This is a genomic window from Plantactinospora sp. KLBMP9567 (assembly GCF_033446045.1).
GTDB lineage: Bacteria > Actinomycetota > Actinomycetes > Mycobacteriales > Micromonosporaceae > Plantactinospora.
This window is the reverse complement of sequence record NZ_JAWQRR010000062.1, coordinates 1-21,405: the sequence shown is the minus strand read 5'-3', so window position 1 is coordinate 21,405 and position 21,405 is coordinate 1. Positions and strand designations below refer to the sequence as shown.

The window sequence follows — 21,405 nt, the reverse complement described above, 5'->3', positions numbered from 1 at the left end:
CCGCGCACGCCTCCCAGGGGCGAAGGTCCTGCGGAGGCGTTGCACTCGGCCCTGTCCGGCCCTCCTTTGGCAAAGCAGCCTGAGGGTGTGACGCCCGCCGGAGGGGTGGCACGGCGCCACCGGCACCGGGGGCACCGGGTGGTCTCCGTACCACCGCACCACGCTGGCACGTACGGCCCGGAGCGGGTTGCCGAGGCCGTCGCCGCGGCGTACGCGCGGTTCGCCGACGCGAGAGTGCGCAGCTACCTACCGCTGCTGGTGGAACGCATCGTCCATGAGGAACTCGGCCCGTCCCGTGCCGCCCGGGCCGTATCGACGGGCGGCACGGAAGGTTCCTAGGCCGAAGGTCCGGTGGCGCTGAACGGGTGCGACCGGTCCCACCGGGACCGGGCCAGCTCGGCGTCGTCCAGGTCGTACGTGAGGTGGTCCTGCACCGCGACCACGCCCGGCACGGACCCGACCAGTCGCACCGTCAGCTCCGCCAGGGAACGCCGATCGAGGTGTCCGCTCAGCGCGACGAGGCCGCCTTCGACCTCGACGTGCACCTCGGACGGATCCAGCCACAGCGTCCGCCGCAGCACCTCGTCGACGATGTCGCGCCGCACCTCCTCGTCGGGGCGCAGATGCACCTTCAGCACGTCGGCGCGGGAGACGATCCCGACCAGGCTGCCGTCGTCCGCCACGACCGGAAGCCGCTTGACACCCTTCTCTGCCATCAACCGCGCGGCCGCGTGCAGCCCGGTGCCCGGCCCGGTGGTCATCACCGGCGCGCTCATCAACTCCCGCGCCGTCCTGCCCTCGCTCTTCTCCCGCGGCGACCGCCGCCGGTGGGGGAAGAAGCGACGCTGGCCGGCGGTACCGGCGAATTCCACCTTGAAGAGCAGGTCGGCCTCGGAAACCACGCCCACGACCTTCCCCGTCGTGTCGACCACAGGAACCGCACTGATCCCGCGTTCGGCGAGGACGTCGACGATGGTGCGGTAGCTGGCGTCCTCGGGCACCGCCACGACGTCGTCGGTCATGACGTCCCGAACCGTCCATCTCCTCATGGCTTTCTCCTTCCAGAGCACGCCCACCGGAAGTCTCCGGGGTCGCCCACCGTGGCGGATTCTTCCCTTCCATGGCACGCCGTCCGGCCGTAGGTCGGACAGGGCCGAACGGCCCGGCCGATGGTGGCGGCCGGCCCTGTAACTCCCCGCCGCGCCGGAATTGCCGGCCCGCCGAGCCGCTTGAAGGAAGGCGACAAGGCCCTGTCCCCGGCGTCGCGGCGTGCGCTTGGCTGCCGGTCCGGCCCCGTACCCGTGCTCGCCGTCCGGTCCGCCGCTGCGGGTAGAAGGTCACCTGCCGCGCTGACCATCGGCCCTACGCCGGATACCCCGTACGCCGTTACGTTGCGTTATAGGGAGTCCGGTTGGAGGAAGTCATGAACGCACACCCCATCGTCATCGGATACGACGCATCCGATGGCGCGAAAGCCGCCCTCCGGTGGGCGCTGGACGAGGCAGCCCGCGCCGGCACACAGATCACGCTCCTCTTCGCGTTCGAATGGCCGGCCGTGCCCAGCACGGTCGCCCCGGTCGCGACGAGCCGGCCGGATCAGGGCGCCCGGGAGGACGCGCAGAAGATGCTCGACGCCGCGATCCTCGAAGCCTTCCAGACCCACCCGCGGGTGCTGGTCACCGGCACCGTCGCAGACGGCTCGGCGGCGATCCTGCTGCGGGAGCGCTCACGCGAGGCACGCCTGCTGGTGCTGGGCAGCCGTGGCCACGGCGGCTTCACCGGCCTGCTCGTCGGCTCCACCACCGTCGCCGTCTCGGCGCACGCGCACTGCCCGGTGGTCGTCGTACGGGGCGAGCAGGAGCGGCCGGAAGGCCCCGTCGTCGTCGGTGTGGACGGCTCCGCGTGTGCGCTGCTCGCCGTCGAGTACGCCTTCGCGCAGGCGTCGGCCCGCGGCACCGTCCTTCGGGTGGTTCGGGCCTGGACGCCGATCGCTTCGCGTCGGCAGCTGCCGGGTTACAGCCCGGAGGAGCAGGCCGGCGCCGAGCGGGTCGAGGTCGACGAGTTGCTGGCCGACGGGCGGAGCCGATATCCACAGGTCGAGGTGGGCATCGACATTGTCGCCGGCCCGCCCGGCCGCGTGATGGTCGACGCGAGCCGGGAGGCCCAACTGGTGGTCGTGGGCTCCCGTGGTCATGGCGGCTTCGGTGGGCTGCTGCTCGGCTCGGTCAGCCAGCAACTGCTGCACCACGCGCACTGCCCGGTCGCCGTGGTCCGGGAACTTCCGTCGGCCGCCGACTGATCACACCCGGCGCGGCCGACATCCGAGCGGCACATCACGGCGCTGCCGTGCCGACCTCGACAGGTGCCGCCGGCATCCGGTGCCGACCGGATCCCGGCGGCGACGGCCGAGACGACGACGGCACGGACACGGCCGGACAATCCTGCGAGCAGGTCAAGGAGCCGAACATGACCGCCATGAAGCGTTGGAATGTGGAGATCCTCATCGGTGAGGTCGACGACCGGACGTACGCGGAGGCGCAGCTCTACGACGAGATCCGGGACGACCTGGTCGGCACCGGCCAGGCGCGGCCGCGCCCCGACGAGCCGCACAGTCGCGAGATCGGGGACGAGATCGCGGTGGCTCGCGCGCTGTCGGACCTGGGACACCGACTGCTGGTCACCGCCTCCGGTGACCTGGAGGAGGCCATCCACCGGCCCGTCAGTCTGGACCACTGATCATGGCCGCCCAGGCCCGGTCGATTCCCCGGCTGTCGCCGCACACGGTGGCGAACTGTCTGCACGCCGCCGTCGCCGCGCCGTCCGTGCACAACACCCAACCCTGGCTCTTCCGGGTCCGCGGACGGCAGGTCGAGGTGTGGGTGGACCGGGATCGCCAGCTCCCCGCTCTGGACCCGTCCGGCCGACAAATGTTCATCAGCGTCGGCGCCGCGATCTTCAATCTCCGGATCGCGATGTGCGTCAACGGCCGGATCCCGGTCCTGCGCCTGCTGCCGGACGCGACGCGCCCGGAACTCGCCGCCCTGGTCCAGGCCGGCCCTCTCACGGCACCGGGTCCGGCGGCCACCGTGCTGGCGGCGGCGATCGCCCGCCGGCACACCAACCGGCGCCCGTACCGCGCCGAGGCGGTCCCGTGGCCGGTGCTGGACGAACTCTCCGGCGCCGCGGCTGCGGAAGGCGCCCGGCTGACCGTTGCCGAACCCATCCCGCGGGACGCGATCCTCGCCCTCACCCGGACCGCTGACGAGATCCTCCGACAGGACGCCGGGTACCTCACCGAACTCGCGGCCTGGACCGGAGGCGACCCCGGGCGCCAGGACGGAATCCCGGCGTACGCGTATCCCCCGGACGATGCCGCCGGGCGCCTGCCGCTGCGCCGTTTCGGCCCGGCCCGGGAGGCCGCCAGGTTCGAGCGTCGCCCCACGATCGTCCGGCTGACGACCCGGGGCGACGCCCCGTACGACTGGCTGCGGGCCGGGCAGGCGCTGCAGCGGGTACTGCTCACCGCGACCGTGCGGCAGTTGGCCGCTTCCCCGGTCAACCAGGCGCTGGAGGTGCCCGAGCTGCGCGCACTCGTCGGTGGTGGTCACGGGCACGCCCAGATGATCCTGCGCATCGGATACGGCGACCCGGTTCCGGCGACGCCCCGCCGCACGGTGTCCGAGATCCTCCACCCGGACACCGCATCGGCTGAGTCTGGAGCCGCGTAAGTGTGAGCCGGGGCGGCCGGCACTGTCGGCGGCAGGGGTCAGTGGCCGCCGAGCGTTCCGAGCCGCCGCTGGTACTCCTCGTCGTCGATCTCACCCCGTGCGTAACGCTCGGCGAGCAGCCGCCGGGCCGTGAAGGTCGCCAGATGGGGCCGGCTCCCACCTGCCGGCTCGGCGCGGTACAGCCACCGGTACAGCAGGACGCCGGCACCGGCCAGCACTACCCAGAAGAGCAGCATGTTGAGCACCATGGCGGCGTATCCCCAGCCGCCCGTCCCGTGCCCGTACCAGTACATTGTCGATCACTTCCCTCGCAAGGTTTTCGGCGATGCCGCCCGCCCAGGCGTCAACCGCCGCCCAGTCCCGAAAGTCACCGCGTGGGGCCCGCACCACGGCGGCGACGGCCCGCTCGGCGAAGCCGAGCCGGTGTCGGTCCAGCCTCCCCGCGAACACGACGTGCTCGCGGGCGCCGGTCGCGGTGACGAGCACGGCCGCGTCGCCCGGGTCCTCGTACGGCTTGGCCCGCTCGGGGCCGCCTCCACGCCAGGTAACGGCCGGGGCGGCGTGAGGCCTGCCGTGGAGGCGTTCGGGGCGCCCGGCGACGGGCCGCGATCTCCCGGCGGAGGCGCGTGACGAGCGGAGGTTTCCGGGTCAGGGGCCGCCATCGGACGAAGTTCCGGGCTGGTCTGCGGGACGGTCATCTGGGCCTCCGGAGTTGTCGGCCTGTCATCCACCAGCCTGCGCCACACCGGATCGCGTCCCCAGAGCCGCCCGGCCTACCACGGCAGGTCCAACGACGTCCGTCGGGCGGGCCGTTGGACATGCCCGGGGGTACACGCCATCAGCCGGCCGCCAGCGGCCGGCTGATGGTGAACGGGTCAGCGCGGGATCAGGCGTGGGACAGGACGACCTTCAGCGCGCCGGTCTCGGCCGGTCTGGTGAAGGCGTCGTACGCGGCCATGAAGTCGTCGAGCGCGAACCGGTGCGTGATCATGTGCCCCACGTCGAGCTGGCCCGCGCTCAGCATCGTGAGCAGGTCCGGCGTCGAGTAGGTGTCCACCAGCCCCGTCGTGATCGTGACGTTCCTGCTCCACAACTCCTCCAGGTGCAACACGGCCGACTTGCCGTGCACGCCGATGTTCGCCACCCGGCCGCCGGGGCGTACCAGCGTGGTGCACGTCTCGAACGCCTGCGGCGTGCCGACCGCCTCCATCACCACGTCGGCGCCGAGCCCGCCGGTGAGTGCGTGGACGGTCTCCCGTGGGTCCTCACCGGCGTTGACGGTGACGTCGGCGCCGAACTGCTTGGCCGCCTGCAACCGGCTCTCGGCCTTGTCGACCGCGACGATGTGCGCCGGGGAGTACAGCCGGGCGGTCAGGATCGCGGCGAGTCCGATCGGTCCGGCCCCGACCACCACGACGGTGTCGCCCGGCCGGACCTGACCGTTGAGCACACCCACCTCGTACGACGTCGGCAGGATGTCGGCCAGCATGACCGCGGCCTCGTCGCCGACCTCCGCCGGCAGCCGGTACGTGGACAGGTCGGCGAAGGGCAGCCGGGCGTACTGCGCCTGCACGCCATCGACGTGGTGGCCGAGGATCCACCCGCCGCCGCCCAGGCACTGCCCGTACCGTCCTGAGCGGCAGTAGCGGCACACACCGCAGGCCGAGATGCAGGACGCCAGGACGCGGTCACCCCGGCTCAGGCCCGTGACGCCGGCGCCTATGTCGACGACGGTGCCGACGGCCTCGTGCCCGAGGATCCGTCCGGGCTGGACCTCGGGCACGTCGCCGGCCAGGATGTGCAGATCTGTGCCGCAGATCGTCACGGTGTCCACCTCGATGATCGCGTCCCGTGGGTCCGCGATGGTGGGGTCGGGGACATCCTTCCAGGACTTGCGGCCCGGCCCGTCGTACACCAGTGCTCTCATCGGTGCCTCCATTTCTCCTGCCCTCAACCTGCTCCCTGGCCGGGCTTACCCGGCAGGGCCGGCCGCCTCTGGAGGTGGGACTAACGTCCTGCCCTATTCGAGTGGAGGTTGGGGACTGTTGCCTGCCACAGCCCGTCGCGGCGCTCATCGATGGAGGTGGAGGGCGCTGCACAGCCGCGATATCGGGTAGCCGGGTGATCCAACCGGGTTCGGGGATGTTCGGATGTTCGGCTGTCGGGCGGATCTCAGGCGCGGTCCGGGTCAGCGGCGGGCGGGGGAGCGGGGCCGCCAACCTGCCGGAGACGTCGCCTCGGAGAGGCGTGGGGGACGTTGGGTCACGTCTGTCGACACCGCTCCGGGTGGTAATGGTCCTGCAAGGTATGGCCAGGCACGCTAATGCAGCGCTGGCCTGGCAGGGATGCGCATACCGGGCAAACATGGAATTCCGGTCCCTCGGGGCACGGATGTCCCAGTTCGCAGACCGCCTGGCTGATCTCGTGGGCGGCTAGGTGCAGGCTGTCATCGGCGTGTACGGCTGCGCGCTCATGAATCCGCACGAGCGCGCTCCGCAAGCGCTGGAGTCCGTCCTGCTCGGCCACGGCTCCATTCTCCTGGACCTTCCGCCCACTGGTCCCGATTCCAACGAACTGACTGCCTGCGCTGCTCGCCACGGTGGCTCTGTCGCCTACGGTAGCAACGTGAGCGGCGCCCGGCGTCATTCCGACACTGCCGGTGCCATTCGCGTCGATTGTGCGGTCGACGCCGCGTTGCCGCGCCTCGACCTCGTTGGCCGCGATGCTGATGATGGTGCGCGGGTGCAGCTTGCTGAGCCGGCTAGCCAAGTGAGGTAACCACCGTCGAGGTTGGCTATCCGGTTCGGGTCGCCGATGAGGGCGGCTGCGGTGTGGGCGCGCTGGCCTACCTGGCAGTACACCACCAGGTCGCCGGCGGGCAGTTCGTCGAGACGGTTACGCAACTCGTCGAGCGGGACGTTGATCGAACCGGGGATGTGACCGGCATGGTGTTCGGCGGGAGTGCGTACATCGATCAGTGTGGTGCCGGCGTGGAGCAGGTTGTCCAGTTGATGCCACTGCACGCTGCGTTCGCTGCCGTTGCGTCGGTTGTCGGCGATGTAGCCGAGCATGTTGACGGGATCCTTGGCCGCGCCGTAGGGCGGAGCGTAGGCCAGTTCCAGGTCGGCAAGGTCGTCGGCGGTCAGGCCGGCGTGGGCGGCGGTGGCGATCACGTCGATGCGTTTGTCGACCCCGGAGCCGCCGACGGCCTGGGCTCCCAGGATCGCCCCGTTCCCCGGGTCGTACAGCAGTTTGAGTGCCATGGGTTCGGCCTCGGGGTAGTAGCCGGCGTGCGAGGTGGGGTGGGTGTGGATCGCGCGGTAGTCCCGGCCGGCGACGGTCAGCCGTTTCTCGTTCCAGCCCGTGACTGCGACGGTGAGGTCGAAGATCCGTACGATCGCGGTGCCGAGCCGCCCGTCGAGGCGGACTCGGCGGCCGACGATCGCATCGGCGACCAGCCGCCCCTGCCGATTGGCGGTGTTGGCCAGCGGGATCAGCGCGGACCCGTCGTCGACGCGGTCCGGTTTCTCCGTCACGTCGCCGACGGCATAGATAGCCGGGGCGCTGGTACGCATCGAGGCGTCCACCACGATCCCCCCACGTGAGCCGATGGCCAGCCCGGCGGCACGGGCCAGGCCGACCTCGGGGCGTACGCCAATGGCCAACAGGACCAGTTCGGCGTCGATCAGCCGCCCGTCGGTCAGTTCGACCGCGTCGGACAGCACCCTGGCCAGCCCGGTCCCCAGGCACAGGGTCACCCCGTGCGCACGCAGCTGTGCGTGGACGCCTGCGGCCATCTCCGGATCGAGTGAGGCGAGAACCTGCCGGTCGAGTTCGATGACGGTGACCGCCAAACCTCGGCGGGTCAGGTTCTCGGCGACTTCCAGCCCGATGAACCCGCCACCGATCACCGCTGCGGTACGTGGGCGCCGCCCACGCATTGCCGCGATGACGCGGTCGGCGTCGGTGACGGTGCGCAGCGGCATGGCCCGTTCGATGCCGGGCAGGTCTGGGACGATCGGTGCCGCACCGGGGCTGAGCACGAGGGTGTCCCAGGATTCGTCGTACTCGGTGGCCCTGTCGAGATCTCGGACCCGCACGGTGCGCCGCTCCCGGTCTATCGACAGCACCTCGGTGCGTATCCGCACGTCAAGGCCGAACCGCTGGCGTAGCCCCTCGGGGGTCTGCAGCAGCAGGTCCTTCCGATCGGTGATGACACCGCCGAGGTGGTACGGCAGGCCGCAGTTGGCGTAGGAGACGTGCTCGCCCCGCTCGAACACAACGACATCGGCGTCCGTGTCCAGCCGCCGCAGCCTGGTCGCCGCCGACATCCCGCCCGCAACACCGCCCACGATGATGGTCTTCATCGGTCCCGACCTCCCCTCGTCCGGTCATATCACCAGTAACGAAGGTACCCCCTGGGGTATGTGCCCAACCGGGCCGTTGGTCACCCTGAGAACGGCCCGCGGCCCGTCACCGATCGCGTCGGATGTGGCTCGGACGCCGTGGATCGTCGGCGACACGACCGGTCACGACTGATCCCGCAGTGGCGCGGCGGCGGTGACCGAGCACGACGGTCGACGGCCGACTCTGGATAGATTCGGCCGCCCTGGTGGCGGTGTCACAACCGCACAGTCGGGAGGAGGTCCGCTTTCGGTCGGACGGACCGGCGGGCTCACGCCAGGGACAGGAACAGCTTCTCAAGCTTGGCGACATCGACGGTCTGCTGGTCGCCCTCGTTCTGGGCGGTCACGCACTGGCGCAGCCCGGTGGCGATGATCTTGAACCCGGCGCGGTCCAACGCGCGGGACACCGCCGCGAGTTGGGTGACGACCTCGGTGCAGTCGCGACCCGACTCGAGCATCGCGATCACGCCGCGGATCTGCCCCTCGGCTCGGCGCAGCCGCTTGATCACGTCACCGAGCGCGTCACTGTCGATCTGCATGTGTCTCTCCCACTATTTCCGCACTGACCTCAGCATACCCCGGCGGGTATCTGTACCGAACGAATCGGCAGCTCGGTTTCCGGAGGAGACGGTGATCCAGGGTCTCCGGCCGAGGCAGTTACGACGGGACGAACGCCAGCGGGGCATGGAGCGTTCGCTCTGGAGTAATGCCGCTCCGAGTACTGATACTCCCATACGCCCGGGGGTATGCATCCGAGTCTGGCCATCCGTGGCCCATGTCACCGCATCGGGGCTTGACGGCGTCGCCACTCTTGGCGCTACCGTCGATCCCACATACCCCGGGGGGTATGTGGGCAGTGGGAAGGGGACGTTCATGCGCGAGGTCGACCTGGCCACCTTCGCCGTCGGTCACAGTGACGGCGCCATGGTCATCGACGTCCGGGAGCCCTTCGAGTACCTGGGCGGCCACGTGTCCGATGCCGAACTGATCCCGATGGGTCAGCTGGCCGCGCGGGTCGCTGACCTGCCACGCGGCGTCCCGGTGTACCTGATCTGCGCCAGCGGCAACCGGAGCCTCGCCGCCGGCTACCTCACCGGGGCGGGTGTGGACGCCTGGTCCGTGGCCGGTGGCACCGACGCCTGGCGGCGCGCCGGGCACCCCACGGTCCGTGGCACCCACGCCATCGCCTGAACCCGACCCTCGACCGCAAGGAGTTCTCGTGTTCCGCATCCTGCCGATCGACACCCCGACCCTCGGAGACCGCAGCTACCTCGTCCACGACGGCACCGTCGCACTCGTCGTGGACCCACAGCGCGACATTGACCGGGTCCTCGACCTGGCCGCCACCGAAGGTGTGCGCATCACTCACGTCTTCGAGACCCACATCCACAACGACTATGTGACCGGCGGCTACGCACTGGCCCAGACCACCGGCGCGGCCTACCACGTCAACGCCGACGATCCGGTGACCTTCGACCGGGTGGCGGTCCACGACGGCGACGTCATCGCCGTCGGCGACGCCATGCGGGTACGGGTGCTCGCCACTCCCGGGCACACTTTCACCCACCTGGCCTACGCCCTCGATGTCGACGGGAGGCAGGTCGCCGCGTTCACCGGCGGGTCCCTGCTGTACGGCTCCGTCGGCCGGCCGGATCTGCTCGGCCCGGCACACACCGACGCACTGGTGCACCACCAGTACCAGTCGGCCCACCGCCTAGCCGGCGAACTCCCGGACGACGCCGGAATCTACCCCACGCACGGGTTCGGCAGCTTCTGCTCGGCCACCCAGTCCGAGGCCGTCGCCTCCACCATCGCCGCCGAGAAGCGCAGCAACCCCGCTCTGACCAAGCCGGAGCAAACCTTCGTCGATGACCTGCTGGCCGGCCTGGACGCCTGGCCGGCCTACTACGCGCACATGGCGCCGGCCAACAGTGCCGGACCCGGCGCGCCGGACCTGAGCGTGCCGCAGCGAGCCGACGCCGAGCAGTTGCGCAAGCGCCTCGCCAACGGCGAATGGGTGGTCGACCTGCGCAACAGGGTAGCGTTCGCCGCCGGTCACGTCGCCGGAACGCTGAACGTCGGCCTGGACGGCAGCTTCGCCACCTACCTCGGCTGGCTGATTCCCCAGGGCACCGCGCTGACGCTGCTCGGCGAGACCGTCGAGCAGGTCGCCGAGGCGCAGCGGGAGCTGGTGCGAATCGGTATCGACCGGCCAGCCGCGCACGCCACCGGCAGCCCGGCGGACTGGGCCGGCAGCGCCGCCCTGGAAGTTTTCCCCCGGGCCACCTTCGCCGACCTCGCCCAGGTACGCCACCACCGGGCGGTCGTCGTGCTGGACACCCGTCGCGACCTCGAGGCTGCCGCGGCCCGCATCGACGGTGCCGTGCACATTCCTTTGCACGAGTTACCGCGCCGCGTCGACGAGGTGCCCGACGGCGAGGTGTGGGTGCACTGCGCCGGCGGCTACCGCGCCTCGATCGCCGCCTCGATCCTGGCCGCCGCAGGCCGCCGGGTGGTCGCTGTCGACGACGAGTTCGGCAAGGCCCGCGAGTCGGGGCTGTCGGTGTACATCGACAGGTCCCCGCAGGCGGGCTCATGACCGCCGTTCTGGTCCTGACCGTGCTCCTTGCGGTCGGCATTGGCGCCAGCCTCGGTCTGCTCGGCGGCGGCGGCTCCATTCTGGCCGTGCCGTTGCTGGTCTATGTCGCCGGCCTGCCGGCCAAGGAGGCGATCGCGACGTCGTTGCTCGTCGTCGGTGTCACCAGCGCGGTCGGTGTCCTGCCACATGCACGGGGCGGCAGGATACGCTGGCGCACCGGCCTGCTCTTCGGGCTGGCCGGTATGACCGGCGCCTACGCCGGTGGCCGGCTTGGGGAGTTCATCCCCGGCGGCGTCCTACTCACCAGCTTCGCGTTGATGATGCTGGCCACCGCAGCCGCGATGATCAAGGGCCGGCAGGGTCTCGCCGGCCGACCTGCTCCGCACGAGCTGCCCGTGCCGCGCGTCATCGCCGACGGGGTGGTCGTCGGCCTGGTCACCGGCCTGGTCGGCGCCGGCGGCGGCTTTCTCGTCGTGCCGGCCCTCGCCCTGCTCGGCGGCCTGCCGATGCCGGTCGCGGTCGGTACCTCGCTGCTGGTCATCGCGATGAAGTCCTTCGCCGGCCTGGCCGGCTACCTGTCCACCGTGCACGTTCACTGGGGACTCGCCATCACGGTCACCGCGGCCGCTGTGGCCGGCAGCCTGATCGGCGGCCGGCTCGCCGGTCGGGTCCGCGAGGACGTGCTGCGCAAGTCTTTCGGCTGGTTCGTGGTTGTCATGGGCGTCTTCGTCCTCGCCCAGCAACTGCCCACCCGATGGTGGAGCAGCCCCCTGCTGTGGATCGCCACCGCGGCGCTGGTCCTCGCCGCCGCCGCGCTCTGGTCCCGGTCGACCGCGGACGACAGAGTTGCCCAGCGCTCGACCACTGCCGCACCCGCGCCGATGCCGGCCCCGCTCCGGTCACATCACGAGGTGGTCATCGTCGGAGGCGGTACCGCCGGCATCAGCGTCGCCGCGCGTCTGCGCCGCGCGGGCGTGTCCGACGTGGCGGTGGTGGAGCCGTCGCAGAGGCATTTTTATCAACCGCTGTGGACACTCGTCGGTGGCGGCCGCGCCGACGCCGCACAAACGGTGCGCCCGCAGGCCAGGGTCATGCCCAAGGGTGTCACCTGGGTAGCCGAGCGGGTCACCGCCGTCGACCCGGACGCCCGCACCGTCGTCCTCGGCAACGGCCGGACCCTCACCTACGACTTCCTGGTCATGGCCCCCGGCCTGCAACTGAACCCGGACGCGATCCCGGGGCTGGCCGAGACGCTTGGCCGCGACGAGGCCTCCACCAACTACCACTTCGACCTGGCCCCCAGGACCTGGCATAACATCCGGCAGACCCGGGGCGGGACGGCTCTGTTCACCATGCCGCCAGGCCCGATCAAGTGTGCCGGTGCTCCGCAGAAGATCGCCTACCTAGCCGCCGACTGGTGGCGCCGCCAGGACGTCCTGCACGACATACGGGTGATCCTGGTACTGCCCACCGCGGCCTTTTTCAGCCAGCCGCAGTGGGGTGAGGTGCTGCGGGGCATCGCCGCCGGGTACGGCATCGAGGTCCGCCACAACACCCACCTGGTCGATGTCGACGGCCCCGCGCACCGGGCGACACTGCTCGACACCAAGAGCGGTGCCAAGGAAGAGATCCACTATGCGATGCTGCACGCCGTACCGCCGCAGAGCGCTCCCGACTGGGTCGCCGCATCACCCCTGGCCGACCCGGACAGCCCCTTCGGCTACCTGCAAGTCGACCAGTACACCCTGCGAAACCCGCGCTGGCCCAACATCTTCGCCCTCGGCGACGTGGCCAACCTGCCCACCTCCAAGACCGCCGCCGCGATCCGAAGGCAGGCACCGATCGTCGCCGCGAACCTGCTCGCCGCCCGCCGCGGCGAACCTCCGCCAGCCCGCTACGACGGCTACACCTCCTGTCCGCTGACCACCGCCCGCAACCGGATGCTGCTGGCCGAGTTCGACTACGACCTCACGCCACAGCCCAGCTTCCCGCTCATCGACACCATGCGACCCCGATACGACATGTGGCTACTCAAGCGCTACGGCCTGCCAGCGCTGTACTGGCACGCAATGCTGCACGGCCGCGCCTGATCTCCACAGCCCGTCCACCGCACATCCCACCTCTTGCGAAGGAGCACGACTTCCCGTGACCGACGCCGCCGCACACCCGACCCGACTCGACCCTGCCGTCCTGCGCGACTGGCTCGCCACCGACGACACCGTCCGCGTCCTCGACGTACGCAGCCCCGCCGAGTTCGAGGCGGTCCACATCCCCGGCGCCTACAACGTTCCACTGCACCTGATGCGCGAACACCGCCAGGAGCTCCACGCCCACCTCGAGCAGGTCGTCCTCGTCTGCCGCTCGGGCATGCGCGCCGCCCAGGCGGAGCAACTACTCGCCGAAGTCGGCATACCGAACGTGCACATCCTCGACGGCGGCATCCTCGCCTGGCAGGCCGCCGGCGCACCGGTCAGGCGCGGCCGGGCCCGCTGGGACATCGAACGGCAGGTCCGGCTGGTCGCCGGCACGCTCGTGCTGCTCGGCGTCCTCACCAGCCTGATCCTGCCTGGCGCGCAATGGTTGGCCGCCGCCATCGGCGCCGGCCTCATCGTCGCGGCCCTGACCAACACCTGCGCCATGGGCGCCGTACTGACGAAGTTGCCCTTCAACCGAAGCGCCAACTGTGACATCGACAAGGTCATCGGCCAACTCGCCGCCCGCTAGGTCCTGTCTCGCCGGTGATGGCCGTCCGGGACGGCGCGTAGCCAGTCGACGGCCTCGACCAGGTCAAGTGTCGAGGCTGTTGCGCGGACGCGGTGATCAGCATTGGTGTACGACGTGCCGGGCCAGAGGCCCTGGGAGGATGTCTCCGACCTCACGATCGCGGACCCGCGAGACGCGCTTCCATCGGTGCCTCCTTCTCTCCTGCCCCAACCCGCACCCTGGCCGGGCATACCCGGCAGGGCCGGCCCCGCAACCGGAAGTGGGACCAACGTCCCGCCCTGGCCGGGCGGAGGGCCCGGGGCCGATGCCCGCTACAGCCAGCCGCGACGTTTGAAGGTGAGGTGGAGAACGCCGGACAACAGCACCATCAGCAGCAGCGACATCGGGTAGCCGGTGATCCACTCCAGTTCGGGCATGTGTCGGAAGTTCATTCCGTAGACGGTGCCGACGAGCGTCGGTGCGAAGAGAATGGCCGCCCACGAGGAGATCCGCTTGATCTGCTCGTTCTGGGCGTAGCTGGCCTCGGTGAGCCGTTCCATCTTCTCGTTCTGCTCCTGGGAAACCAGGCTGGCGTTCACGGCCAGGATCCCGGCGAGCAGCTCGCGGAACCCGTCCACCCGCTCGGCCACCACGGTGACATGGTCCGCCACGTCCCGCAGATACCGCTGCAGTTCCTCGCCGACGCCGTACTTGTCGAACCCGGCCATCAGCGCCCCGACCATGTCCAACAGCGGGTGGGCGGCGCGCTGGAACTCGATGACCTCGCGAGACAGCTCGTAGATCCGCCGGGACACGTACGGGTCACCGAGGAACACCTGGGTCTCTATCTCATCGATGTCGTTCTGAAGGCCGGCGACCACGGGCGCGTAACCGTCCACAACGCTGTCCAGGACCGCGTACAACACGGCCTCGGGGCCGTGCGCGAGCAGCCGGGGATCCGCCTCCAGCCGCTGGCGCACCGCCGCCAGCTCCGGAGCCCGACCGTGCCGTACGGTAAGGAAGAAGCCGGGCCCGGCGAACATGTGGATCTCCCCGAACTCCACGCGCTCCGGCTCGTCGACGTAGCGCGCCGCCCGGAGCACGGCGAACAGCGCGTCGCCGTAGCGCTCCAGCTTCGGTCGCTGGTGGGCCACGACGGCGTCCTCGACGGCCAGTTCGTGCAGCCCGAACTCCTCGGCAGCCGCGAGCAACTCGGCCTCCTCCGGCCGGTACAGCTCGATCCAGGCCATCGTTCCGGGCCGCTCACGCCACAACCGTACGTCCCCGGCAGGTCCGGCGCACTGGCCACTCGTCGCCCATCGCGGTAGATCGCGGCATGGACAAAGGACGAAGCTGCTGGCCTCTCCACCACGCTGGGATCGGCCGACGGCTCGCGCATCGGCCTGGCCAGGTCTGGTCCGTCCGCTGCGGCGGGAACCCGCCGACGTAGGTCGTTGTCCAGCATCGCGGGCCTCCACCGTCCGGCGTGAGAGTGGTTCCAGGCGCCTCCAATGCAAGCTGGTCGAGGCGCTTCGGCCCAGGGTCTTTGCGCCTGACGGTGGGGGGACCCTCGGCCGCCCAGCCGATGCCGCCACCGCCCAGCCGGCCCTGGTGGAACGGCAATGAGCGATGAACACGCCTGTCCGCTCGCCCAACTGCGTTGCGAAACAGGGGCCGGGTCAGGACGGCGGCGAGGATCTTGAGTAGTTGGTGCCACGCGGCTGGGGTACGGCCCGGCACGACGTGCCGCCTTGCGGACAGCACGTGGATTCGTGTCAGAGTGTTGCGGCCGGACCCGGGGATAGTCGCGTCCGGCCGCATCACGCCGAGATCATGCGATCATGCTCGTAGCGATGGGTTGGGTGTCGTCGAAGGTGTACACCAGCCGGTCCGTGACCTGTACGACGCCCGGCACGCCGTAGGCGAGGCGCACTGCGATCTGGGCGGTGCTGCGGCGATCCACTCCGCCGTCGAGCGTGACCACGCCGTCGCGCACCACAACCTGGATCAGCCCCTCTTCGATGGTCAACACCCGACGGAGTACCTCCTCGACGACGTCCGCCCGGATGTCGGCGTCGGGACGTAGGTACATCTTCAGAAGGTCGCGGCGGGAGACGATGCCCTTCAGGCGGCCGAGTTCGTCGACCACCGGCAGCCGCTTGACGTGCTCCTCGTCCAGAAGTTTGGCGGCGGTGGCCAGCGGGGTGGTGCAGGTCACGGTGATCGCCGGCGTGGACATCAGCTGTTCCGCCACCGACGCGGCGGCGTGCGACCTGGCCACCCGGTGCCGGCGGCTGACGAAGAACTTCGGCTCTGGTTGACCGGTCAGCTCGACCTTGGCCAGTAGGTCGGACTCGGAGACCACGCCCTGCACCCGGTCGAAGTCGTCGATGACCGGCACGGCGCTGATACCGCGCTCCGTGAGTAGGTCGACGATCACCCGGTAGGGCGTTTCCGATCGAACGGTGACGACCTCCGTGGTCATGACATCGCCCACCTGCCACTGCTTCATCACATCTACCTCCTCGGCGGAAATCCGGACGTCTGCGGTAGACGTTTCGGGTTCACCTCACGCTAGGACCGCCGCGGCGTGCTGGGGCAGGGCCGACCGGCCTGCCCGGTCGGGCGTACCGGCCCTGTCCGGGCGAGCCGCGGTCGGCTGTGCTGGACGCAGACACGCAGAAGGGAGGTGTCCGACGTGTTCGTCCAGACCACGCCCGACGCCGACGCGCTCACCACCGACGGCGGAATCGTGCACATCCGCGCCGTCACGCCCCAGGACCGGGGCCAGTTGATGGAGCTCTACCGGCACGCTTCGCCGGAAAGCCTGCGCATGCGGTTCTTCGTCGCCCCGGGCGATCACACGATCGCCGCGGAGGTCGACCGGCTCTGTCGACCCCCTGTACCGGCCGAGTACGGCGCCGTACTGGGGGAGATCGCCGGGCAGGTGGTCGGGGTCGCCTCCTACGAGCGCGCCGAGACGCGGTCCGGCGCCGAGTTCGCCGTGTTCGTCGCGGACGACCACCGGCACCGTGGCGTCGGCACGCTGCTGCTGGAGCACCTGAGCGCCGCCGCTCGTGCCGCGGGCCTGACCGAGCTGACCGGCGACGTCCTGCCGGCGAACGCCACCATGCTGCGCGTCGCGGCAGACCTGACCGGACACACACGATCCCGGTTCGCCGACGGTGTACTGGCCGTCGGACTGCCCACCGGGATCACCGACGACGCGCTCGGCGCCGCCGACACCCGCGACCGGGCGGCGCAGCGGGCGGCGCTGCGCCCGCTGCTCGCCCCCCGCTCGGTGGCGGTGGTCGGGGCCGGTCGTACACCGGGCGGGATCGGCCACGAGACACTGCGCAGCCTGCTGAGGTACGGCTTCACCGGAGCGGTCTATGCCGTCAACCCGCACGCCACCCGGGTGTACGGCGTGCCCGCCTACCCGACACTGTCGGCCCTGCCCGAACCGGTGGACCTGGCCGTCTTCGCGGTCCCTGCGCCAGCGGTGGTCGACGCGATGCGCGACGCCGCCACCGCCGGGGTGCGCGCGGTCGTGATCCTGACATCCGGCCTCGGCGAGGGCGGTGCCGCCGGCCGCGACGCGCAACGCGAACTGGTGGACATCGCCCGTACCCACGGGATCCGCGTGGTTGGCCCGAACTGCATCGGCCTGCTGAACACCGATCCGGCGGTCCGGATCGCTGCCACCTTCGCGCCGGTTCTGGCCCCGCACGGCGGTCTGGCCGTCGCCTCGCAGTCCGGCGCGGTCGGCATCGCGATGCTGGAACACGCGACACGCTCCGGGTGCGGTGTCTCCACCTTCGTCTCGCTCGGCAACAAGGCCGACGTCAGCGGCAACGACCTGATCGCGTACTGGCACGACGATCCGGCGACCCGAGCCGTCGCGCTCTATCTGGAATCGTTCGGCAACCCCCGACGGTTCGCCCGACTGGTCCGTCGGCTGGCCCGGAGCAAACCGGTGCTCGCGGTCAAAGCCGGCAGGTCCAGCGCCGGAGCGCGGGCCGGCGCGTCACACACCGCCGCAGCTGCGGCACCTGACACCGCGGTTGACACGCTGTTCGCCCAGGCCGGCGTGATCCGAGTGGAGACCCTCGGCGAGCTGATCGATACCGCCCGGCTGGTCACCGACCAGCCACTGCCCGAAGGCAACCGGTTGGGCATAGTGGGCAACGCCGGTGGAGTCAACGTGCTGGCCGCCGATGCCGCCGACGCCGCCGGGCTCCGGGTCGCCTCGCTCAGCGAAGCGGTGCGGACCCGTCTGAACATGGTGCTGCCGCCGATGGCCGGAGACGACAACCCGCTCGACCTCGGCGCGGGCGCCAGCCCGACGGCGTTCGCCGACGCGGTGCGTACCGTTGCCGACAGCGGCGAGGTCGACGCCCTGGTCCTGGTGGTGGCGGCGACCCGGGCCAACAACGTGCCGGCGGTGCTGAACGCGGTCGCCCCGGTGCTGGAGGCTCACCCCCGGATCACCGTCGCCGCCGTCGTGCTCGGCATGCCGCACCCACCGGCCACCATGGGAAACCAGCATGTTCCGGTCTACGACCTGCCCGAACGTGCCGTCCGGGCAATCGGCCATGCCGCCTGGTACGCCAACTGGCTGAGGGAGCCGGCCGGCACCGCGCTGTCTTGCCCCGTGGACGCGACGGTGGGCCGGCTCGCGGTGGACACGGCGCTCGCCACCGCCCCCGGCTGGCAGCCGTACGAACCGACCGCAAAGATCCTGCGTAGCTACGGCATCCCTCTGGTGCCCACTGTCACCGCGAGTACCGGACCGGAGGCCGTCGCCGCGGCCAACGAGATCGGCTACCCGGTCGTGCTCAAGGCCGGCGATCCCCACCTCGTGCACAAGAGCGACGTGGGCGGCGTCCAGTTGAATCTGACCACCGCGGGTCAGGTGCGTGCGGCCTACCGGAAAGTGGCGCGAGGCACCGGTACGGCCCGGCCGACCGTGTTGGTCCAGCCGATGGCGCGCGGCCAGGTGGAGTTGGTGGCCGGCGTCGTCCACGACCGGCTGTTCGGCTCGCTGGTCATGGTCGGCCTCGGCGGTGTACACACCGACCTGCTCGCCGACCGGGCACTGCGGCTTACCCCGATGACCGACCTGGACGCCGGACGGATGTGGCGCTCGCTACGTGCCGCACCCCTGCTGACCGGCTACCGCGGGGCGCCGCCGGTTGACACCGCCGCCGTCGAGGACCTGCTCTCCCGGCTGGGTCGTCTCGCCGAGGACCTCCCTGAGGTAGCCGAACTCGACCTCAATCCGGTCCTGGCCGGCCCGGACGGACTCGTCGTGGTCGACGCCAAGCTCCGCCTTGCCCCGGTCGGCGCGGAACCCGATGGCACCCTGCGGCAACTTCGCGCCCCCGGCTGACCACACCGGCTACCCGCGCGAGCGGTGCCGATGACGGATTGGAGACCACGGATGCCGACACACCGAATCGCCGTCGGTCTGAACGGCTCGGGCGGCGCGCGAGACGCCCTGACCTGGGCCCTCCGGCTGGCGGCGCGGCGGTCAGCGGCGGTGCTGGTCGTGACCGCGTGGCCGGATTCGGCACGCGCCGTCAGCCGGGCCCGGGACACCCTCCGACCGGACCGACTCGCTCTGATCCGGATGCAACAGAGCCAGATCGCCGAGGCGGCGGCCGGTATGCGGCACCTGCCGACAACACTGTTCGAGCTGGTGCTCTCCGATCCGGTCACCGCGCTGTGTCACGCGGCAGCGAGCGCCGACCTGGTGGTCGTCGGTGCCACCCGCCCTGGCCGGCGGGAACGGGACAGCATCGTCGCGGAGCTCGAGACCCGGCTGGCCGCTGCTGGAACACACGGAAGGCGAGTCCCACCCGTGGTCGTAGTCAACCCCGAGGGCGGTCCTCGGGCCGTCAGGCACGCCCGGGCCAGCGCCACAACAGCGCGTTCGAAGCAAGCCCGGTCAAACCCTCTGTTACGGCGGCCACGATCGGCGGTAGCATCGCCGCGTGACCGAGCCGTCGCAGCTGCCCTCCGGCGAGCCCGGCTTCGCGACCCCGTCGCTGGGACTCACACCGCTGTCCCGGGTTCGGCTCGATGAGTTGCTCCAGGAGATGCTGGACCGGGTCGGCGAGGTGGTGACCAGCCGCGAGCGGCTGCGCGCGCTGCTGGACGCGGTGGTCGGAATCAGCACCGACCTCGACCTGCACAGCACGTTGGAGCGGATCGTCGCCGCGGCGTGCCGGCTCGCCGGTGCCCGGTACGGGGCGCTCGGCGTCATCGGAGCCGACCGGCAGTTGACCGACTTCATCACGCACGGCATCGACGCCCGGACCCGGGCCCGGATCGGCGACCTGCCGCACGGGCGGGGGGTACTGGGACTGCTGATCGCGGAACCACGCCCGGTACGGATGCCGGACATCACCCAACATCCCCAGTCGTACGGCTTCCCACCGAATCATCCGCCGATGCACAGCTTCCTCGGTGTGCCGGTACGCATCCGCGACCAGGTGTTCGGCAACCTCTACCTGGCCGAGAAGCAGGGTGCGACGGAGTTCACCGACGACGACGAGGAAATCGTGGTCGCGCTCGCCGCCGCCGCCGGGGTGATCATCGACAACGCCCGGCTGTTCGCGGTGGCCCAGCGCCGTGAGCGGTGGCTGGCGGCGGCTGCCGAGATCACCAGCGTGCTGCTGGGTGAGGTCCGGCGCACCGACGCGCTGCGGCTGATCGCCCGGCGGGCCCGCGAGGTCGCCGACGCCGACACCGCCCTGGTACTGCTCTACGACGACGCCGCCGGACAGTTCACGGTCGAGGCCGCCGACGGCGGGCCCGACGTTGACCACCTGGCCGGTGCTGTGCTGGACGCCGCCGACACCGACTTCGTCGACCCGGTGATCCGGGGCCGGCAGGCCGTGGTGGAGAGCCTGGCCAAGGCCGCGTCCTGGCCGGTACCGGTCGGCACCGGTCCGGCGTTGATCTCACCGCTGACCGCCGGTGACGCCCTGCACGGAGTCCTCGTCGTCGCCTACCGACCCGGGCAGCAGGCGGGCACGGATGTCGAGGGAACCTTGCTGGCGACGTTCGCCGGGCAGGCGGCGTTGGCGCTGGAGCGGGCCCGGGCGCAGGAGGAGCGGGAACTGCTGGTGGTCCTGGAGGATCGGGAGCGGATCGCCAGGGACCTGCACGACGTGGTGATCCAGCGGCTGTTCGCGACGGGGTTGCAGTTGCAGACGGTGGCGCCGCTGGCAGGCCGGCCGGAGGTGCGGCAGCGGCTCAACGCCGCCGTCGATGATCTGGACTCCACCATCCGGGACATCCGGCGGGCGATCTTCGAGCTGCGTACCCCGATGACGGCCGCCCTGCGGACCGAGATCCGGGACGTGGTCGCCAGTGCCGCCGAGGCGTTGGGGTTCCGGCCGGGGCTGGAGATGTCCGGTCCGGTCGACAGCGCGGTACCCGACGGGTTACGTCCCGATCTGCTCGCGGTGCTCGGCGAGGCGCTGTCGAATGCTGTACGGCACGCCCGGGCGAGCCGGGTGACGGTCAGCGTCGAGGTCCGCGACGCGGAACTGGTCGTTCGGGTGACCGACGACGGGGTGGGCACCGATCCGGCGCAGGCCCGCGGCGGCCTGGTCAACCTGCGGGAACGCGCGGAACGACACGGCGGCACCTTCGACATCGGCCGAGGCGACCCTACCGGCACCAGTATCGTGTGGCGGATACCGCTGCGCGACTGACCGCCCCAGCACCACGCGGGGAAGCGGGGACCGGTCAGTGTCGTTCGCCGAGCAGCCGGGTGGCCAGCACCGCAGCCTGGGTGCGCCGCTCCAGGCCGAGCTTGGCGAGCAGGCTGGAGACGTAGTTCTTCACGGTCTTCTCGGCCAGGAACATCCTGCCGGCGATCTCCCGGTTGGTGAGCCCCTCCGCCACGTACTCCAGGATCCGGCGCTCCTGCTCGGTCAACGACTGGAACTCCCGC

The 21,405-nt window shown here is 70.8% G+C and carries 19 protein-coding genes and 1 pseudogene; 12 read left to right on the top strand and 8 right to left on the bottom strand.

Going from position 1 to position 21,405, the window contains the following annotated elements:
- Positions 1-87 precede the first annotated feature (87 nt).
- Entirely contained in the window at positions 88-339 is a 252-nt protein-coding gene (locus R6Y94_RS42435; RefSeq protein ID WP_318402828.1) for a three-helix bundle dimerization domain-containing protein, read from the top strand.
- On the opposite strand, the gene R6Y94_RS42430 is transcribed toward R6Y94_RS42435, so the two are convergent.
- The gene (locus tag R6Y94_RS42430) at positions 336-1,049 is read right to left on the bottom strand and encodes a CBS domain-containing protein (RefSeq protein ID WP_318402827.1); all 714 of its coding nucleotides are present in this window, start codon (positions 1,047-1,049) and stop codon (positions 336-338) included. The two genes, R6Y94_RS42435 and R6Y94_RS42430, sit on opposite strands and share 4 nt — an antisense overlap.
- 374 nt (positions 1,050-1,423) lie before the next feature.
- On the opposite strand from R6Y94_RS42430, the gene R6Y94_RS42425 reads away from it, so the two are divergent.
- From R6Y94_RS42425 to R6Y94_RS42415, 3 genes are all read left to right on the top strand, one after another.
- A complete protein-coding gene (locus R6Y94_RS42425) occupies positions 1,424-2,299 on the top strand; it encodes a universal stress protein (RefSeq protein ID WP_318402826.1) in 876 nt (291 codons plus the stop codon).
- A 167-nt stretch (positions 2,300-2,466) separates the two neighbouring features.
- A complete protein-coding gene (locus R6Y94_RS42420; protein WP_318402824.1) occupies positions 2,467-2,736 on the top strand; it encodes a DUF1876 domain-containing protein in 270 nt (89 codons plus the stop codon).
- 2 nt (positions 2,737-2,738) lie between these two features.
- Positions 2,739-3,728: an Acg family FMN-binding oxidoreductase gene (locus tag R6Y94_RS42415; protein WP_318402823.1), complete on the top strand. Its 990-nt coding sequence runs from the start codon at positions 2,739-2,741 to the stop codon at positions 3,726-3,728.
- Between the two features lie 38 nt (positions 3,729-3,766).
- Here R6Y94_RS42415 and R6Y94_RS42410 read toward each other — a convergent pair whose 3' ends face one another.
- The 4 genes from R6Y94_RS42410 to R6Y94_RS42395 all read right to left on the bottom strand — a co-directional run bounded on the left by R6Y94_RS42410 (position 3,767) and on the right by R6Y94_RS42395 (position 8,673).
- A complete protein-coding gene (locus R6Y94_RS42410; RefSeq protein WP_318402821.1) occupies positions 3,767-4,021 on the bottom strand; it encodes an SHOCT domain-containing protein in 255 nt (84 codons plus the stop codon).
- A gap of 593 nt (positions 4,022-4,614) precedes the next feature.
- Positions 4,615-5,655, bottom strand: a complete 1,041-nt coding sequence (locus R6Y94_RS42405) for a zinc-dependent alcohol dehydrogenase family protein (protein ID WP_318402820.1) — start codon at positions 5,653-5,655, stop codon at positions 4,615-4,617.
- A gap of 715 nt (positions 5,656-6,370) precedes the next feature.
- Positions 6,371-8,095: an FAD-dependent oxidoreductase gene (locus R6Y94_RS42400; RefSeq protein ID WP_318402818.1), complete on the bottom strand. Its 1,725-nt coding sequence runs from the start codon at positions 8,093-8,095 to the stop codon at positions 6,371-6,373.
- Between the two features lie 308 nt (positions 8,096-8,403).
- The gene (locus R6Y94_RS42395) at positions 8,404-8,673 is read right to left on the bottom strand and encodes a metal-sensitive transcriptional regulator (RefSeq protein ID WP_318402817.1); all 270 of its coding nucleotides are present in this window, start codon (positions 8,671-8,673) and stop codon (positions 8,404-8,406) included.
- Positions 8,674-9,007: 334 nt separating this feature from the next.
- On the opposite strand from R6Y94_RS42395, the gene R6Y94_RS42390 reads away from it, so the two are divergent.
- The 5 genes and pseudogenes from R6Y94_RS42390 to R6Y94_RS42370 all read left to right on the top strand — a co-directional run bounded on the left by R6Y94_RS42390 (position 9,008) and on the right by R6Y94_RS42370 (position 13,457).
- Positions 9,008-9,325, top strand: a complete 318-nt coding sequence (locus R6Y94_RS42390) for a rhodanese-like domain-containing protein (RefSeq protein ID WP_318402815.1) — start codon at positions 9,008-9,010, stop codon at positions 9,323-9,325.
- A 28-nt stretch (positions 9,326-9,353) separates the two neighbouring features.
- Positions 9,354-10,733 (top strand): rhodanese-like domain-containing protein, encoded by a 1,380-nt coding sequence (locus tag R6Y94_RS42385; RefSeq protein ID WP_318402813.1) that lies wholly within the window; start codon positions 9,354-9,356, stop codon positions 10,731-10,733.
- A pseudogene (locus tag R6Y94_RS42380) lies at positions 10,730-11,551 on the top strand (sulfite exporter TauE/SafE family protein); the annotation flags it as partial. The gene R6Y94_RS42385 and the pseudogene R6Y94_RS42380, both read left to right, overlap by 4 nt.
- Positions 11,552-11,614: 63 nt before the next feature.
- Positions 11,615-12,823, top strand: coding sequence for an FAD/NAD(P)-binding oxidoreductase (locus R6Y94_RS42375; protein ID WP_318402889.1), 1,209 nt, complete (start codon positions 11,615-11,617; stop codon positions 12,821-12,823).
- A 55-nt stretch (positions 12,824-12,878) separates the two neighbouring features.
- Positions 12,879-13,457, top strand: a complete 579-nt coding sequence (locus R6Y94_RS42370) for a rhodanese-like domain-containing protein (protein ID WP_412103002.1) — start codon at positions 12,879-12,881, stop codon at positions 13,455-13,457.
- Positions 13,458-13,768: 311 nt separating this feature from the next.
- Here R6Y94_RS42370 and R6Y94_RS42365 read toward each other — a convergent pair whose 3' ends face one another.
- Together R6Y94_RS42365 and R6Y94_RS42360 are read right to left on the bottom strand one after the other, a co-directional pair.
- A complete protein-coding gene (locus R6Y94_RS42365; protein ID WP_318402812.1) occupies positions 13,769-14,686 on the bottom strand; it encodes a magnesium and cobalt transport protein CorA in 918 nt (305 codons plus the stop codon).
- Between the two features lie 581 nt (positions 14,687-15,267).
- Positions 15,268-15,921 carry a CBS domain-containing protein gene (locus R6Y94_RS42360; protein ID WP_318402811.1) on the bottom strand — a complete coding sequence of 218 codons (654 nt, stop codon included), beginning with the start codon at positions 15,919-15,921 and terminating at the stop codon, positions 15,268-15,270.
- 213 nt (positions 15,922-16,134) lie between these two features.
- Here R6Y94_RS42360 and R6Y94_RS42355 point away from each other — a divergent pair, with 213 nt between their 5' ends.
- The 3 genes from R6Y94_RS42355 to R6Y94_RS42350 are packed head-to-tail and all read left to right on the top strand — an operon-like array spanning position 16,135 to position 21,163.
- Entirely contained in the window at positions 16,135-18,828 is a 2,694-nt protein-coding gene (locus tag R6Y94_RS42355) for a GNAT family N-acetyltransferase (protein WP_318402809.1), read from the top strand.
- A gap of 30 nt (positions 18,829-18,858) precedes the next feature.
- On the top strand, positions 18,859-19,524 hold the full coding sequence (locus tag R6Y94_RS45510) for a universal stress protein (protein ID WP_412103001.1): 666 nt from the start codon (positions 18,859-18,861) through the stop codon (positions 19,522-19,524).
- A 13-nt stretch (positions 19,525-19,537) separates the two neighbouring features.
- Positions 19,538-21,163 carry a GAF domain-containing protein gene (locus R6Y94_RS42350; RefSeq protein WP_318402885.1) on the top strand — a complete coding sequence of 542 codons (1,626 nt, stop codon included), beginning with the start codon at positions 19,538-19,540 and terminating at the stop codon, positions 21,161-21,163.
- Between the two features lie 34 nt (positions 21,164-21,197).
- Here R6Y94_RS42350 and R6Y94_RS42345 read toward each other — a convergent pair.
- Positions 21,198-21,405, bottom strand: a 208-nt coding sequence (locus R6Y94_RS42345; protein ID WP_318402807.1) for a response regulator transcription factor, incomplete at its 5' end; no start/stop codon positions are given.

Bases quoted from the DNA above. Each gene is read 5' to 3' on its own strand.
- R6Y94_RS42430 (WP_318402827.1), bottom strand. From the start codon at position 1,049: ATGAGGAGATGGACGGTTCGGGACGTCATGACCGACGACGTCGTGGCG.
- R6Y94_RS42425 (WP_318402826.1), top strand. From the start codon at position 1,424: ATGAACGCACACCCCATCGTCATCGGATACGACGCATCCGATGGCGCG.
- R6Y94_RS42420 (WP_318402824.1), top strand. From the start codon at position 2,467: ATGACCGCCATGAAGCGTTGGAATGTGGAGATCCTCATCGGTGAGGTC.
- R6Y94_RS42415 (WP_318402823.1), top strand. From the start codon at position 2,739: ATGGCCGCCCAGGCCCGGTCGATTCCCCGGCTGTCGCCGCACACGGTG.
- R6Y94_RS42410 (WP_318402821.1), bottom strand. From the start codon at position 4,021: ATGTACTGGTACGGGCACGGGACGGGCGGCTGGGGATACGCCGCCATG.
- R6Y94_RS42405 (WP_318402820.1), bottom strand. From the start codon at position 5,655: ATGAGAGCACTGGTGTACGACGGGCCGGGCCGCAAGTCCTGGAAGGAT.
- R6Y94_RS42400 (WP_318402818.1), bottom strand. From the start codon at position 8,095: ATGAAGACCATCATCGTGGGCGGTGTTGCGGGCGGGATGTCGGCGGCG.
- R6Y94_RS42395 (WP_318402817.1), bottom strand. From the start codon at position 8,673: ATGCAGATCGACAGTGACGCGCTCGGTGACGTGATCAAGCGGCTGCGC.
- R6Y94_RS42390 (WP_318402815.1), top strand. From the start codon at position 9,008: ATGCGCGAGGTCGACCTGGCCACCTTCGCCGTCGGTCACAGTGACGGC.
- R6Y94_RS42375 (WP_318402889.1), top strand. From the start codon at position 11,615: ATGCCGGCCCCGCTCCGGTCACATCACGAGGTGGTCATCGTCGGAGGC.
- R6Y94_RS42365 (WP_318402812.1), bottom strand. From the start codon at position 14,686: ATGGCCTGGATCGAGCTGTACCGGCCGGAGGAGGCCGAGTTGCTCGCG.
- R6Y94_RS42360 (WP_318402811.1), bottom strand. From the start codon at position 15,921: ATGACCACGGAGGTCGTCACCGTTCGATCGGAAACGCCCTACCGGGTG.
- R6Y94_RS45510 (WP_412103001.1), top strand. From the start codon at position 18,859: ATGACGGATTGGAGACCACGGATGCCGACACACCGAATCGCCGTCGGT.
- R6Y94_RS42350 (WP_318402885.1), top strand. From the start codon at position 19,538: ATGCTGGACCGGGTCGGCGAGGTGGTGACCAGCCGCGAGCGGCTGCGC.